The organism is Bacillus sp. 5w2 (assembly GCF_054353775.1).
In genome coordinates, this window is sequence record NZ_JBTIWT010000003.1 from 130412 (window position 1) to 147416 (window position 17005).

Consider the following 17005-nt stretch of genomic DNA (forward strand, 5'->3'; position numbering starts at 1 on the left):
CATTCAGTACCATTCCAATTGTGTTATCGTACGTTCAATTTCAGGAAATGAATCGATGTACTCAAGTACACGATTCATTTCTTTTTCACAAATAACACGATTTGAGGATACGGAAACAATTGCAATTTCTGTACGTTGCCATACATCTTGATGCCCTACTTCTGAAACAGCTACGTTATAACGCTGCTTCACACGTGTTAGCACTCGTTGCAAAATTGCTCGTTTCTCTTTTAAAGAATGCACATCGTAAATCATACACTCGAATGAGAGTGAAGCGATAATCATCGCTTCACTTCTTCCATAATGTACGCTTCAATGATGTCCCCTTCTTTAAGATCATTATATCTCTCAATTGTGATACCACACTCATAGTTTTGTGCAACTTCTTTTACGTCGTCTTTGAAACGTTTTAACGTATCAAGTTGTCCTTCGAAAATTACTACGCCATCACGGATAATACGCACGCCACTATCACGTGTAATTTTACCGTCAATTACGTAACAACCTGCGATTGTTCCAACTTTCGTTACTTTGAATGTTTGGCGTACTTCCGCTTGACCGATTACTTTTTCTTCGAATTCTGGATCCAGCATACCTTGCATTGCTGATTCGATTTCTTCGATTACTTTATAGATAATACGGTGTAAACGAACATCAACATTCTCTAATTCAGCTGTACGCTTCGCATTCACATCAGGGCGTACGTTAAATCCAATTACAATTGCATTAGATGCAGAAGCTAAAATAACATCAGATTCTGTAATCGCACCTACGCCTGTATGGATAATTTTTACTTTTACGCCTTCAACATCAATTTTACGAAGTGATGCTGCCATTGCTTCTACAGAACCTTGTACGTCTGCTTTCACAATTAAGTTAATTTCTTTTACATCGCCCTCTTGGATTTGTTGGAATAAATCTTCAAGGCTTAATTTAGATTTCTCACCACGTTGAGCAAGTAACGCTTCTTGTGCACGTGATTCACCGATTTGACGAGCTTTCTTCTCATCAGCGAATGCCATGAAACGATCTCCCGCTTGTGGTACTTCATTTAAACCTGTAATTTCAACAGGAGTTGATGGACCAGCAACTTTTACACGACGACCAATATCACTTACCATTGCACGAACACGTCCGAATGAAGTACCAACAACGATTGGATCTCCAACTCGAAGCGTACCGTTTTGAACAAGTAATGTCGCGATAGTTCCTTTACCTTTATCAAGCTGTGCTTCGATTACAGTACCAGTTGCATAACGATTTGGATTTGCTTTATATTCTTCTACTTCACTTACAAGAAGAATCATTTCTAGCAAGTTGTCAATTCCCTCGCCTTGAATTGCAGAAATTGGTACGAAAATTGTGTCTCCGCCCCAAGCTTCTGGAACTAATTCGTATTCTGTTAATTCTTGCATTACACGATCAGGATTTGCCGCTGGTTTATCCATTTTATTCACAGCTACAATAATTGGTACTCCAGCTGCTTTCGCATGGCTAATTGCTTCAACTGTTTGTGGCATAACACCGTCATCAGCTGCAACAACAAGGATTGTAATATCCGTTACTTGCGCACCACGAGCACGCATCGTTGTAAATGCCGCGTGACCAGGTGTATCTAAGAATGTAATCTTCTTATCATTTACTTCAACTTGGTATGCACCAATATGTTGAGTAATTCCACCTGCTTCGCCTGCAGTTACTTTTGAATTACGAATAGAGTCAAGTAAAGTTGTTTTACCATGGTCAACGTGTCCCATAATTGTAACTACAGCTGGACGCTCTTTTAAGTTTTCTTCATCATCTTGCTCATCGATGAATGTCTCAAATTCAGTTTCACTTACAACTACTTCTTCTTCTACTTCAATACCGTAATCAGTAGCAATTAACTCAATTGTATCTTTATCTAAGTCTTGGTTAATTGTTGCCATAATTCCAATCATGAAGAGCTTCTTAATAATTTCAGACGGCTCTTTGCTTAACTTTTTAGCAAGCTCACCTACTGTAAGGCTTCCAGAAAAAGTGATTTTATCTGGTGTTTCTACAGTTTGCGTTTGTTGTCTTCCAGCAAAGTTATCTTGACGTTTGTCTTCGTTCCCTTTGCCTTTTTTCTTCTTCTTATTGCTGTTCTTTTTGCTACGAACAACTTTTTCTTCTACTTCAAACTCATCTGCAACAGAAGGTTTTTCTGCTTGATATTCATTATCTAATTTGTTTACTACTTCATCGTCTAACATTGTCATATGATTCGAAACCTCGATATTCATTTCTTTTAGTTTTGTCATAAGATCTTTACTTGAGATATTATGTTGTTTTGCATATTCATGCACTCGAATTTTACTCATACCTTCACCCCCGGTAATTTGTATCGAGCATGCTACGCAGCTTTTTCGCAAAGCCTTCATCTAACACAGCTACAACGACTCGCTCATCTCTCCCAATCGCATGCCCTAATTGTTGTCGATTTTCGACCTTTCTCATTGGTACGTTGTAATACGTTGTTTTATCCGTGATACGTTTTGTTGTATTTGCTGACGCATCTTCAGATAGCAATACAAGCTTTGCTTTGCCACTTCGTACTTCTTTTAAAACAAGTTCTTCACCCGAAATAATTTTCCGAGCCCGGTTTGCTAGTCCTAAAAACGATTTCCAATCGGACACTTATTTCGACTCCTTCTCAACAAGCTCAAGAAGCTCTTCGTATAGAGAACCGTCGATTTTCGCTTTTAGATGATGTTCCAAAACATTTTTCTTTTGGGCTTGAAGAATACTTTCTTTATCTTTTGATAAATAAGCACCTCGTCCTGATTTCTTTCCAGTTAAATCAATGGACACTTCTCCCTCTTTGGAACGAACAATGCGAACGAGCTCTCGTTTTGATTTCATTTCTTGCGTTGCAACACATTTTCGTAACGGAACTTTTCGATTGCTCACACTCATCACCTCTATTCGATTTCGTCTTCAGCTGAATCGAATCCGAATGCGATTACGCTATCTTCTTCTGTTACAATACCAAGTTGTTTCGCATCAGACTCACTCTTAATATCAATTTTCCAGCCTGTTAATTTAGCTGCAAGACGTGCATTTTGTCCACGCTTACCGATAGCTAATGAAAGCTGGTGGTCTGGAACAACAACAGTTGTTGCTTTTTCTTCTTCATCTACAAGCACTTTAACAACTTGTGATGGGCTTAAAGCATTTGCAACATATTCTACTGGATCATTTGACCAGCGAACGATGTCAATCTTTTCACCTTTTAGTTCATCTACAATGCGTTGTACACGTTGTCCTTTCGGTCCTACACAAGAACCTACTGGATCAACATCAATGTTCTCTGCATGTACAGAAATTTTAGAACGATCTCCTGCTTCACGTGCTACAGAACGAATTTCAACAGTTCCATCATAAATTTCAGGAACTTCCATTTCGAATAAACGTTTTAAAAGACCAGGATGTGTACGTGATACGTAAATTTGTGGTCCCTTCGTTGTTTTTTCTACTTTCGTAATGAATACACGAATGCGATCATGTGGTTTATACTGTTCGTTTGGCATTTGCTCACTTACAGGTAATAAAGCTTCTACTTTCCCTAAGCTTACATAGATGAAACGAGCATCTTGACGTTGTACAATACCCACCATGATATCTTCTTCACGGTCACTAAACTCAGAGTAAATAACACCACGCTCTGCTTCACGCACTCGTTGTGTTACAACTTGTTTTGCAGTTTGTGCTGCAATGCGACCGAAATCTTTTGGTGTTACTTCAATTTCTAGTACGTCACCATCTTGATAGTTTGGATTAATTTGTCTTGCTTCCTCAACAGAAATTTCAAGACGTGGATCAAACACGTTATCAACAACGTCTTTACGTGCTAAAACTTGAATTGTTCCCACTTCTGGGTTAAAGCTCACACGAACGTTTTGTGCTTGGTTAAAATTGCGTTTATAAGCAGAGATTAACGCTGCTTCAATCGCATCAATAATAATATCTTTGCTAATTCCTTTTTCTGACTCTAATACGAGCAAGGCATCTAACAACTCAGTGCTCATGAAGATCCCCCTTCTAACTAAAACGTAACAGCAAGTCGCGCATTTGCAACTTTATCCATTGGAATTTGGATTTCTTTTTTACGTGTTTTAATTGTTAATAATAGTGTAATTGTAGTACCATCGTAAGAAAGTAGCTTCCCTTCAAACATCTTTTCACCATCAATCGGCTCATATGTTTTTATTGCCACTTGCTTTCCTACCGCTTGCTGGAAGTCTTTCTCTTTCTTTAATGGGCGTTCTGCTCCAGGAGATGATACATCCAAAAAGTAAAGATGAGGAATTGGATCCTCTTTATCTAAAGCTTCGCTTAAACGTTCACTTACCGCACCGCATTCTTCAATGTCGACTCCCTTTTCAGAATCGATGAATACGCGTAAGAACCAGTCTTGTCCTTCTTTCACATACTCTACATCTACAAGTTCAAGATTTAACTCTTCAACGATCGGCTGCGCAAATGCTTCTACAACTTCTGTGACTTTCTTATCCATAAACAGCCTCCTTCCTGCCGCCATGTACCATTTACAAGAAAAGACCCCGTTCATAAAAACGGTCCATCTTATTCTTTCTCGTTAGCTAACAAAAGCCCCTGCCGTTTAGCAGGGAATATCTGTCTTAGTATTACCAAATTTAAGAAGTAAAACTTGTAACAAAATATGTATATACGACAGAAATTTCTTACCTCTCTACATCAATAAAACGTAGATAGTAACACGAAAGAGTGGGTTTCCCCACTCTTCTTTTCACACAATATACATGACATGGTTATCTCGGTTAATAGTATACCATAGCAAATGTTGATTTGCAAAGACTTTTCCTGCCTATTAGAACAGTGATAACTGGTTTTGATCAGGTAGATCGCCTAAGCAACCTTGACTATCTAAATACTCAATAATTGTTTTCGAAACCTTACTGCGCTGCTGTAAATCTTCTTTTGATAAGAAATCTCCATTTTTTCGTGCTTCTACAATACTTAAAGCTGCGTTTGTACCAAGTCCAGGCACTGCATTAAATGGAGGAATTAAAGTATCCCCATCAATAATAAAATCTGTTGCATGCGAACGGTATAAATCAACCTTTTGGAATGAGTATCCACGCTCACACATTTCAAGTGTCATTTCTAGTACTGTTAATAAACTTTTCTCTTTCGGCGCTGCATCCAAACCTTTTTGCGCAATTTCGTCAATTCTTACACGTATAGCTGCTGAACCTTTCGCCATCGCCTCTACGTCAAAGTCATCTGCACGAACTGTAAAGTATGCCGCATAGAATAGAAGCGCGAAATGTACTTTAAAGTATGCAATACGTACAGCCATAAGTACGTAAGCAGCCGCATGGGCTTTAGGGAACATGTACTTAATTTTCTTACATGAATCAATATACCAACCTGGTACATTATTACTTTTCATGTCCTCTTCCCATTCTTCTGGTACACCTTTACCTTTACGAACTGACTCCATGATTTTGAAGGCTAATGATGGGTCTAAACCTTGATAGATTAAATATACCATGATGTCATCACGACAACCGATAACTTCACTCAGCGTACATGTACCGTTATAAATTAACTCGTTTGCATTACCAAGCCATACGTCCGTACCATGTGATAGTCCAGAAATTTGGACTAACTCAGAGAATGTCGTAGGTTTCGTCTCTTCTAACATCTGCCTTACGAATTTCGTACCAAACTCTGGTATACCAAGTGTACCTGTTTTACAGTTAATTTGTTCTTCCGTTACCCCTAACGATTCCGGGCCTGAGAAGATTTTCATTACTTCTGGATCGTCCGTTGGGATTGTTTTCGGATCAATACCACTTAAATCTTGTAACATACGAATAACAGTCGGATCATCGTGTCCTAGTATATCAAGTTTCAATAAATTATCATGGATCGAGTGGAAATCAAAGTGTGTCGTTCTCCACTCAGCCCCTATTGAATCCGCCGGAAACTGAATTGGTGAGAAATCAAAGATGTCCATGTAATCTGGCACAACGATAATACCACCTGGATGCTGTCCAGTCGTACGTTTTACGCCGGTACATCCTGCTACTAAGCGATCAATCTCTGCATTTCGAATCGTTAAATTATGATCATTTGCATAACCTTTTACATACCCATACGCGGTTTTTTCCGCAACTGTACCTATTGTACCCGCACGGTATACATAATCTTCACCGAACAGTATTTTCGTATAATTATGGGCACGTGGTTGGTATTCTCCGGAGAAGTATAGTGATAGGTAAGCATTTGATATTATCTCCAACTTTTCCCCCACTCCACACCGTGCATGAGGCTTTCACACTCACACGGCGTTCCATCGTTAACTTTTTCGAAATTTATAAGCTGAGTTTTGGATTTCCTACTTCCGTTCTCAGCTTATTTAATTTACTTAATGCTTTCTTATCGAATTTGCCTAGCATTTTTTTATAATCTTCATTTGCAAGAGGGTCTTTATTGTGAATTAACATATGATATTTCCTATTAATAATAATCAAGTTGTGACATTCATCACTACCACCTTGCCCTGTTGGCTTGATGTGATGACATATAGCATTATGAGGAGTCAATCGTTCTCCCGTTATGCCACAACATCCTTTTTGCGCGACATATTTACTTAAGCGATTATTTTCATACAGAACACTTTTTGTTTTATATATTCCTTTACGAAACATTTCGATTTCCCGCACAGACACACGTTTTATTTCTTTATGAATTGATGCCCTATCCTTTTTATTATAAACAGAGAAGTTAGGGTCTCTTTGACCTCGTATATCATGTCGAATTGCTTCAATAGGATAGACCAGTAATCCATTACTTTTAAACCTTGGACAATTATAATCTCCATAAAACTTATCAATGATATTATTCGTTTCCTTTGTATAAACAAAGATGTTTCTAAACATCAATGATTTTATATTTGGATGAACTTTATGTCTTATTTCATTAAAATCTTGAGAAATTCTGGTCGCAATTTTGTAGTAATTATGCAAACCGAGAATGTTCGAGTTAAAGTTCATTACTTTTTCTGGAGTAGGACTTTTTCTTAGTTTCACTAATTGATGCCTAATGACACCCAATACTTTGCCTTTTGCTTTCGGGTCCATTTTAGAATTTACAATATAACCAGTTTTAGCATTTCCCTTCTGAACTGCTCTAAATCGAATTCCTAAAAAATCGGTACCGTTTTTCCGTAAGTTTGTGATTTTACTTTTTTCTTCACTTATCTCAAGCCCCAATCTTTCCTTGAGCCATTTTTCAACCGCTATTTTAATCTTTCTAGCGTTTTCGTAGGAATTTGTGAAGATTTTAAAATCATCTGCATACCTTACTAGATACATTGGTTTTAACCTTGTCTTTTTAAGTGCATCCGTTTTATTACGTTTTAATTTATAAGGTACTCTTGTTGGTTTTGTTTCCCATTGGTTTGATACCCACCAGTCAAGTTCATTTAATACAACGTTGGCTAGCAATGGAGATAAAATACCACCTTGAGGAGTCCCTTTAACAGGAATGCCTTCACCTGTAACTTCCGCCTTCAGCATCTTTTTGATGATGTATAAAACTTTTTTATCCTGTATTCCAATTTTCCATAGTTGCCTCATTAGCTTTTTATGATTAACGTTATCAAAGAAACCTTTAATATCTATGTCCACTACAAAATGTTGATGACTGTGATTGACCATGTGATAGCACCTAGCTAAAGCGTCATGAGTGCTTCGTTTTGGTCGAAAACCATAGCTTTGCGGATGAAACTTCGCTTCAACAATCGGTTCCAAAATTTGCAGGAACATTTGCTGAATTAATCGGTCTTCAATCGTTGGAATCCCTAGAGGTCGCATTTTTCCGTTTGGCTTTGGTATAAACACACGTCTTACTGCATGTGGCATGTAGTTTTCCAATCTCTTCTTCGTTAATCTAATTAGCTTGTCGGCATCTATTTTATTAAGATGTTTTATTGTGTGTCCATTTGTACCTTTCGTTTTACTACCTGTATTGCTTTTTAAATTACGAAAGGCTAATCGAATATTTTCTTCAGAAATAATCAACTCATAAATATTTTTGAAATATCGACCCTTTTTGCTTTCTTCATAAAGATGATCAAAAATTGATTGCAAGCCAAAATATTCATTGTTTCTTAACTTTTGAATCATCAAGTCAGCCAACTAATCACTTCCTTATGAAGTTTTCGTTTCTCTTTGGTCATACACCAATCTGACTTTTGTAGGTTTTGTTTTCGACGTTAACGACTTGTGCCCTTCCCTCTGAAATGTTTTTATCCTCCGACTTATTGGTTATTCAGTCATCTTCGGCATTTCATTAAGCGGTACTACGGCACTACTGCCACTTTCGTAAAATGTGTTATAGCATCTGCCTTTCCACATACCATCGTCATCGAAGTGCAATCTTCTCTTATGTCGAAAGCTTCACACGTTCCACTATTCTTATCTGTACATAATCCCCTTAGGTTCCCCCTAAATTCCGCCAAGCTTGACTGTGCCTGTAACACAGTATGGATTTTCATAACCAAACGCTTACTCATCCACACTTGGAAGTCCTCTTTGGACCCCGTTATATTTCTATAACGTGACATTCACGAAAAGTCAGTCGAGGGTTCGTCCCAGTCATTCTACTGATTCTAACCATAGGAATTTTATAGACACCAGACCTATCATTCACAGAAGATTTATATCTCCCTTTCCTCGTCTTTTACGTTAGGATGAACTTCAGCCTACTTTAACGGGCTTCAAACGATGTTGATGTTTGCAATATCGCTATCGCTTGCCGTAGCTTCAGTGAGTATGTTTCAGGACGTTACTCCATCATTCCATACTTTGGAATAGCAGTTCTACTAGCAGATGCTAGTGCTTAACCTTTTCAGTTAAGAACGTGTCACACTCAAATCAATATCGGGTACCTTATCTCCTTTAAATCCAAGGAACGTTTCGAACGGAATATCATGTCCATCTTTTACATATGGAATATTGCATACCGGACACTCTTTATCTGGTAAGTCGAAACCAGAACCTACCGAACCGTCATTAAAGAATTCTGATTGCTTACAATTCGGACATACATAATGCGGTGGTAATGGATTTACTTCTGTAATTTCCATCATCGTCGCAACGAATGATGAACCTACCGATCCACGCGAACCTACTAGATATCCGTCTACTAACGATTTTTTCACAAGCTTATGTGAAATTAAATAAATTACGGCGAATCCATGCCCAATAATACTTTTTAACTCTTTTTCTAAACGTGCTTCTACAATTTCAGGTAACTCTTCACCATAAATGCTACGCGCCATTTTATAACTCATGTCACGCGTTTCATCATCTGCACCTTCAATTTTCGGTGTATATAGATCATCTTTTACTGGATGAACGTCACCAATTAACGATGCAACCTTTTGTGTATTCGTGACAACAATTTCTTTCGCTGTGTCTTCACCTAAGAATGAAAAACACTCTAACATTTCATCCGTTGTACGGAAATGTACAGGCGGTAATGAATGTCGGTTTAACGGATTGGCTCCGCCTTGCGAACTGACTAAAATTTTGCGATACATCGCATCCTCTGGGTCTAAATAATGCACGTTTCCTGTAGCAACAACTGGTTTATCTAACGTCTCACCTAGTTTTACTAAATTAGAAATAATTGTTTTTAATTGCCCCTCATCTCGAACAAGTTCACGCTCTACTAAATGACGTAACACCTCTGGAGGCATTACTTCAATGTAATCATAGAACTGCGCAATTTCTTCTACCTCTTCAGGAGCTTTTTGCATCATTGCCTCAAACACTTCACCTTTATCGCAAGCCGTTCCTACTAAAATCCCTTCACGGTATTTTTTTAATAGTGACCTTGGTACACGTGGTACACGGTAAAAGTAATTTAGGTGAGAATAGGAAACAAGTTTATATAAATTTTTCAATCCTACATCTGATGTGGCAAGTAACGTCATATGACTTGGACGTCCACGCTTATACGCATCCCCTTGCCCCATACTATCATTTAATTGATCGTGATATTCAAATCCCTTTTCAATCACATCTTTTAACATTTTCACAAGTAAGTATCCTGTTGCTTCTGTATCATAAATCGCACGGTGATGTTGCGTTAATTCAATATCAAGCTTTTTACACATCGTATTCAATCGATGGTTTTTCATTTCCGGGAATAAGAATCTTGCAAGTTCTAACGTATCAATAACTGGGTTATTCGTTTTTTCTAGTCCAGCCTTTTTAAAACCTACGTTAATAAAGCCCATATCGAAGCTTGCGTTATGAGCAACAAGTGTATGGTCGCCCATCCATTCCTCAAACTTTTTAAACACTTCGTCCACTTCTGGCGCATCCGTTAACATATCATCTGTAATACCTGTTAATTCAATAATCGTCGCCGATAATGGTTGATGCGGATTTGCGAACGATTCGAAGCGATCAATAATTTCGCCACCTTTTACTTTTACAGCAGCCAACTCAATGACTGTATCGTATACAGCTGATAACCCTGTCGTCTCAACGTCAAAGACAACATACGTTTCCTCTGCAAGTAAACGATGCGCTTCGTTATACGCTATTGGTACACCGTCATTAACTAAATTCGCTTCTACACCGTATATAACTTTAACTCCAGCCTTTTTCCCCGCAGAATATGCTTCCGGGAACGACTGAGCCACAGCATGGTCTGTAACCGCAATAGCCTCATGTCCCCATTTACCTGCTTGGGCAACAAGTCTAGAAACAGGAGTAACAGCATCCATTTGGCTCATTGGCGTATGAAGGTGAAGCTCTACACGTTTTTCGCCTTCTGGCGCTTTATCTTTACGAGACGGTCCTGTTATTTCATTAATGTCATTTGCAATCATTACTAAATCTCGAACAAATGTATCATTTTGGACAGAACCACGAGCCTTCACCCACATTCCTTTTTTCAAGGATTGTAGCATTGGAATATCTTCTTTATCACGTGAGAACATTTTGATCATAATAGAATCTGTATAATCCGTTATTTTTAAAGTTAATAACGTACGTCCACTACGAAGCTCTTTTGTTTCCACATGGAAGACATATCCTTGAACCGTTTTTCTTCTTTCTTCATCTTGAATTTCTCGCATCGGTGTAATCTCTTCATCTGGCTTAATAAGATACCCGAGTGTGATCGGCCCTTCATGCACAACGCTGCTTTCTTCAGCTTGCTTCTTCGCCATTTCTTCCATAGCTTGTATAACACGCTCGCGGTCTTCTTGCTGCGTTTGCTCACGAAACTTTTGCATTTCTTCTGTATTTTGCTGTATATGTGTGTCTAACTGAAAACGCGGGAATCCAAAAGTTTCATATTGATCACCTACTGGTTTCGCAACGTTTTTCTTTAAAGCAGTAGATTCCAGCTCATTATTCACATTTATTAGCAACTTCACGCCATTCACCTGCGGAAGCTGCTTCTTTAAGTAAGCAAACATAGGTGAAAATGTAATTCGTTCCGTACAAAGCGGCCAATACGCTCTTACCTCTTCTTCTGTAAATTGTTTATTCTCTGTTTCTAATGCAAATGTTGTTCTTGCAATATGAGAAAATGATTGCTTAAGCTTTGTTTCTAGCAATTCATATACTTCTGTAGGCAAAATACGTGGCACTTGTAAATCAAAATGCCAACTTTTATTCGCTTTATCAATAACGAGCCTTTCAATACCACCGCCTTGTAAATATTGATTTATAAGGTCATCTGGTATTTGCAACTGCTGGAGTAAAATTTGAAATCGCTCTTGTTGTTCATTTGTTAAAGACATAAGCACTCTCCTTCCATTTGCTATTATAAAGTGAAACGTACTACAAAGAAAGATTTCTCCCTTCTTCTTTTACAAAATACGTTTACAAAGAAAGAGAAGGTACCTCATTACGAGGTACCTCTTCTTATTTTAAAATATTTGCAATATATGTTTGAAGTTCTTCTACTTTCACTTCTTCAGACTCGCCTGTAGCACGTACTTTCACTTCTACAATACCTTCGTCTGCTTTTTTACCAACTGTCACGCGAACTGGAAGGCCGAATAAATCTGCATCTGCAAATTTAACACCCGCACGTTCTGCACGATCATCTAGTAATACTTCATATCCTTGCTCTTGTAATGAGTTGTAGATGCTCTCACCCATTTCACGTTGTGCATCAGATTTCATATTTACTGGAATTACATGTACATGGAACGGTGCAACAGCTTTTGGCCAAACTAAACCGTTCTCATCATTAAACTGCTCTGCGATTGCTGCCACTGTACGAGACACACCGATACCGTAACAACCCATAATAAGTGGTTGTGTTTTTCCGTTTTCATCTAGGAATGTTGCGTTCATTGCTTCACTATAACGAGTTCCTAATTTGAATACATGACCAACTTCAATTCCGCGTGCGAAAAGAATTGTTCCGTTTCCATCTGGAGATTGGTCTCCTTCTTGAATGAAGCGTAAATCTGTATATTGACTCACTTTAAAGTCACGTTCTGGATTTACATTTACATAATGGAATCCTTCTTCGTTTGCTCCTGAACATCCGTTGACAATTGATGCTACAGCATGGTCAGCGATAATTTCGATGTCACCTGTTACACCAATCGGTCCTAATGAACCAACTTCACAATTTAATAATTCTTTCACTTCTTCATGAGAAGCAAGCTCAACAACTGAAGCGCCGTATACATTTTTCACTTTTACATCGTTTACTTCATGATCACCACGAACAAGTACAACTACTAATTTCTCATCTACTTTAAATACCATAGACTTAATACACTTGTCAGCTTCAATGTTTAAGAATGCAGATACTTCTTCAATTGCTTTTTGGTCTGGTGTTGCTACCTTTTCAAGTGCTTTTTCTGCTTCGTCACTCTTCGTATACGTAGCTACAACAGGAGCCATTTCGATGTTCGCTGCATAATCAGATGTATCAGAGTATGCAATTGTATCTTCACCAACTTCAGATAATACCATAAATTCATGCGTATCTTTTCCGCCCATCGCTCCAGAGTCAGCAATAACTGCACGGAAATTCAAGCCACAACGAGCAAAAATGTTAGAGTATGCTTTGTATAAGCGATCGTACACTTCATCTAAGCTCTCTTGTGTAGCATGGAAAGAGTATGCATCTTTCATTAGAAACTCTCTTCCACGTAATAAACCAAAACGAGGTCTTTGTTCATCACGGAATTTTGTTTGAATTTGGTATAATGTTAACGGTAATTTTTTATACGATTTCACTTCATCACGTACAAGATCCGTAATTACTTCTTCATGTGTCGCTCCTAATGCGAATTCACGAGCATTACGATCTTTCATACGCATTAATTCAGATCCGTAAGAATACCAACGGCCTGATTCTTGCCATAATTCTGCAGCTTGCATCGCTGGCATTAATAATTCTACAGCACCTGCGCGCTCCATTTCTTCTCGAACGATACGTTCTACTTTGTGTAGTACTTTTAATCCAAATGGTAGAAAACTATAAATACCAGAAGCATTTTGACGCATAAAACCTGCACGAAGTAATAACTGATGACTCTTAATCTCCGCATCAGCTGGAACTTCACGTAATGTAGGACTGAATACCATACTTTGTTTCATTTATTCGCACCTCTTCATTTTACTCTTACACGCAGTAAAACCCCTCACCTCGAGTTAGGTGAGGGATTTTATTCTACGAGCTCTATTTCATTATAAGTTTCACTTTATTTTACAAGAAAAACTTACGAATGTCATTCCAAGTTACAACTAACATAAGTAACATTAATAATGCAAAACCAATAAAGTGAACCATTCCTTCTTTTTGACGGTCAATCGGTTTCCCGCGTAACGCTTCAATTAAGAAGAAGAACAAACGTCCACCGTCTAAAGCAGGGACTGGTAGTAAATTAAATAAACCAAGGTTAATACTTAACACTGCCGCTAAACTTAATACACGCGTAAATCCATAATCTACAACTTGATCTGTTAGATTATAAATTCCTACTGGACCTGACAACTCATTAATAGAGAATTGACCAGTTACTAATTTCACAAGAGACTCAAAAATTAGTTTCGTCCATTGGTATGTTTGTTCAAAACCTGATTTAATAGAACCCATCACTGTTTTCTCTACAGGAGAGTAAACACCAATTCTACCTACTTCGTCTTTTCCTTCTTTATCGAGCGTCGGCGTTACTTTTACATTAAACTGTTCATTATCACGCTTTACTTGTAACGTAATTTCTTTATTTGGGTTTTCACGTACAATGGTAACAACATCTTTCCATGTACTGGTGTTTTTCCCATCGATCGCTTGAATTGCATCATTTTCTTTTAATCCAGCTTGCTCAGCTGCACTATTCTCCATCACTTTTCCGACCATTGGCTTGTCAACAGGAACACCTTGTACAAATCCAAGAATCACAAAAATAACAAATGCTAAAATGAAATTCATTGCAGGACCTGCAAAGATTGTTAAAGCACGTTGTCCCAATTTCTTAGAGCCAAACTGCCTATTATACGGAGCAATTTGAATTTCTTCACCAGCAGTAATAATACGAGCCTTTTCATTCACTCGGAATGTTTGAAGCTCTTCCTCGTACTCTTCATAGCCCGAAATTGTTAGATTATGCTCTAAATCAGCTTGTTCCACTTCAATAACGCGAACATTTGGATACTTTTCATATCCATCAAAAACTAATTTCGCAACTTCGTCTTTTTCATTTAATACGAGGCCAACCTTTTTCCCAGGCTTTAATTCAACTGTATCTGCATCCTCGCCAGCCATTCTTACATAGCCACCAAGAGGCAGTAATCGAATCGTATACACCGTTTCATTCTTTTCAAATGAGAATATTTTCGGACCAAAACCAATCGCAAACTCACGGCATAAAATACCTGCTCTTTTTGCGAAATATAGATGCCCTAGCTCATGGAAAAATACGAGTGCACCGAAAATTAATATAAAGGCAATCGCTGTATTCAATTCCATAACCACCTTTGCTAAATTTGTTCCATCACAAACCGTCTTGTGGCTGCATCAATTTCCAGAATTTCCTCTAAGCTCGGACGTGCAATGACATTGTGATGGTTCATTGCTTTTTCAATGAGGTCTTCCACTGTTAAGAAACCAATTCTCTTTTGTAAAAAAGCTTCAACAGCTACTTCATTCGCTGCATTCATTACAGCTGGCATACTTCCACCTGCTTTTCCAGCTTCATACGCAAAACGCAAGCAACGGAAACGTTCTTGGTTCATTTTCTCAAAATGCAATGTACCCATTTCCCATAAATTCAACTGCTTTGTGTCTGAAAGAGGTAATCGATCAGGATATGTAAGTGCGTATTGAATTGGTACTCGCATATCAGGTGAGCCAAGCTGTGCCATTACACTACGATCTTCAAATTCAACCATAGAATGGATAATACTTTCTTTATGTAAAACAACATCGATTTGCTCATAAGGGATACCAAAAAGCCAATGTGCTTCAATTACTTCTAGTCCCTTATTCATCATTGTAGCAGAATCAATTGTAATTTTCGAACCCATTGACCAGTTTGGATGTCTAAGCGCATCTTCTACGGTCACATGATGCAATTCATCTCTCGTTTTATCACGGAAACTTCCACCAGAAGCCGTAATAATTAGTCGAGAAATTCTTTTTTCATTTTCACCATTCAAACATTGAAAAATAGCTGAATGTTCACTATCTACTGGAAGTAACGAAACATTATGTTTTCGTGCCGCTTCCATTACAAGATGCCCTGCAGTTACTAACGTTTCTTTGTTTGCAATTCCAATTGTTTTTTTCGCCTCAATTGCACGAAGTGTTGGTAACAACCCTACGCTACCTACAACAGCATTTACTACAATCTCCGCATCTGGATGTAATGCTACTTCTAAGAGCCCTTCACTACCATATACAATTTTTGTATTACCAGAGACAGCTTGTAATTTTAAAACATCTTCCTCTCTTTGCACAGAGACGATTTGCGGAGAAAATTCTTGAATTACCTTTACTGCGTAGTCAATATTTTTCCCTACAGAAAAAGCAACGAGACGGAATTGGTCTGGGTGCGAGCGTAATACATCTAAAGTTTGTGTACCAATTGATCCGCTTGCACCTAATAAACTAATGTTTTTCATGACTCCAACCCCTCGTTCATTTATTAATTGTATTGTAATAAGAAGTAGAGAATTGGTAAAACGAATAACCAACTATCTGTTCGATCTAATATACCACCATGTCCAGGTAAAATTGTACCTGAATCCTTTACGCCATAATGACGTTTAAATGCAGACTGTACTAAATCACCAATTTGTCCAAAAATAGAAATGATAATTGTCAACACAATTAAAATCCCTACATTAGCCTCAACTGGGAAGAACATATTGTAAACGAGTGCCACAACAATTCCACAAACGATGCCGCCTAATGAACCTTCAATCGTTTTATTTGGACTAATTTCTGGCCACAATTTCCTCTTTCCTAATGCCTTTCCTACGAAATATGCGCCTGAATCAGTAGCCCATATAACAAATAATGCACAAAACACATATTTAATTCCTAATATTCTCGTTTCATTCAAATATAGGAATCCCATTCCAACATATGTTGTTGCCATTAGTAAAAATGAAGCATTGTCAAAAGTAAATGTATTCTTAGAAAGGACTGTATATGATAAAAGTAATAAAACAATCACAAATGTGATTTCTAATTTACCTAATCCAATCTGCGTAAACAGTTCTGATGCACTGCTTGGAATTAAAATAATCCATAATAATACTGCAGCTAAAACTGTTGGTACTGAAATAAGCGTAAGCTTATTCATACGAATTAATTCATATAAACCTATAGAAGCAAGTGCATACACTAAAACCGTAAAAGGCACGCCACCGTAAATTACGATGGGAATGAATAGCGCGGCAGCAACCACTCCAGTAATAATTCTCTGTTTCAC

The 17005-nt window shown here is 37.9% G+C and carries 12 protein-coding genes and 2 pseudogenes; all 14 read right to left on the reverse strand.

Features of this window, described 5'->3' with window-relative positions; translation table 11 throughout:
• Window positions 1–3 precede the first annotated feature (3 nt).
• Complete coding sequence (locus ACXY7N_RS08045; RefSeq protein ID WP_000582364.1) at window positions 4–285, reverse strand: DUF503 domain-containing protein; 282 nt, start codon at window positions 283–285, stop codon at window positions 4–6.
• On the reverse strand, window positions 282–2342 hold the full coding sequence (gene infB / locus ACXY7N_RS08050; RefSeq protein WP_016086617.1) for a translation initiation factor IF-2: 2061 nt from the start codon (window positions 2340–2342) through the stop codon (window positions 282–284). Before infB ends, ACXY7N_RS08045 begins: the two co-directional genes overlap by 4 nt.
• 4 nt (window positions 2343–2346) lie before the next feature.
• Entirely contained in the window at window positions 2347–2658 is a 312-nt protein-coding gene (locus ACXY7N_RS08055; protein ID WP_016086616.1) for a YlxQ family RNA-binding protein, read from the reverse strand.
• Window positions 2659–2931, reverse strand: coding sequence for an RNase P modulator RnpM (gene rnpM / locus ACXY7N_RS08060; protein ID WP_000071127.1), 273 nt, complete (start codon window positions 2929–2931; stop codon window positions 2659–2661).
• 11 nt (window positions 2932–2942) lie between these two features.
• Window positions 2943–4049, reverse strand: coding sequence for a transcription termination factor NusA (gene nusA, locus ACXY7N_RS08065; RefSeq protein WP_016086615.1), 1107 nt, complete (start codon window positions 4047–4049; stop codon window positions 2943–2945).
• Between the two features lie 17 nt (window positions 4050–4066).
• Window positions 4067–4537: a ribosome maturation factor RimP gene (rimP, locus tag ACXY7N_RS08070; RefSeq protein WP_000359095.1), complete on the reverse strand. Its 471-nt coding sequence runs from the start codon at window positions 4535–4537 to the stop codon at window positions 4067–4069.
• Window positions 4538–4870: 333 nt separating this feature from the next.
• Window positions 4871–6286: pseudogene (locus tag ACXY7N_RS08075) on the reverse strand (PolC-type DNA polymerase III); the annotation flags it as partial.
• Window positions 6287–6383: 97 nt separating this feature from the next.
• Entirely contained in the window at window positions 6384–8198 is a 1815-nt protein-coding gene (ltrA, locus tag ACXY7N_RS08080) for a group II intron reverse transcriptase/maturase (RefSeq protein WP_488592374.1), read from the reverse strand.
• Window positions 8199–8374: 176 nt separating this feature from the next.
• Window positions 8375–8587, reverse strand: a complete 213-nt coding sequence (locus tag ACXY7N_RS08085) for a hypothetical protein (RefSeq protein WP_223267285.1) — start codon at window positions 8585–8587, stop codon at window positions 8375–8377.
• A 354-nt stretch (window positions 8588–8941) separates the two neighbouring features.
• Window positions 8942–11839, reverse strand: a pseudogene (locus ACXY7N_RS08090) (PolC-type DNA polymerase III); the annotation flags it as partial.
• A gap of 124 nt (window positions 11840–11963) precedes the next feature.
• Window positions 11964–13664, reverse strand: coding sequence for a proline--tRNA ligase (locus ACXY7N_RS08095; RefSeq protein ID WP_016086611.1), 1701 nt, complete (start codon window positions 13662–13664; stop codon window positions 11964–11966).
• 109 nt (window positions 13665–13773) lie between these two features.
• Window positions 13774–15030, reverse strand: a complete 1257-nt coding sequence (gene rseP / locus ACXY7N_RS08100) for an RIP metalloprotease RseP (RefSeq protein WP_016086610.1) — start codon at window positions 15028–15030, stop codon at window positions 13774–13776.
• A gap of 17 nt (window positions 15031–15047) precedes the next feature.
• Window positions 15048–16190 carry a 1-deoxy-D-xylulose-5-phosphate reductoisomerase gene (gene dxr / locus ACXY7N_RS08105; RefSeq protein WP_016086609.1) on the reverse strand — a complete coding sequence of 381 codons (1143 nt, stop codon included), beginning with the start codon at window positions 16188–16190 and terminating at the stop codon, window positions 15048–15050.
• 23 nt (window positions 16191–16213) lie between these two features.
• The gene (cdsA, locus tag ACXY7N_RS08110) at window positions 16214–17005 is read right to left on the reverse strand and encodes a phosphatidate cytidylyltransferase (protein WP_016086608.1); all 792 of its coding nucleotides are present in this window, start codon (window positions 17003–17005) and stop codon (window positions 16214–16216) included.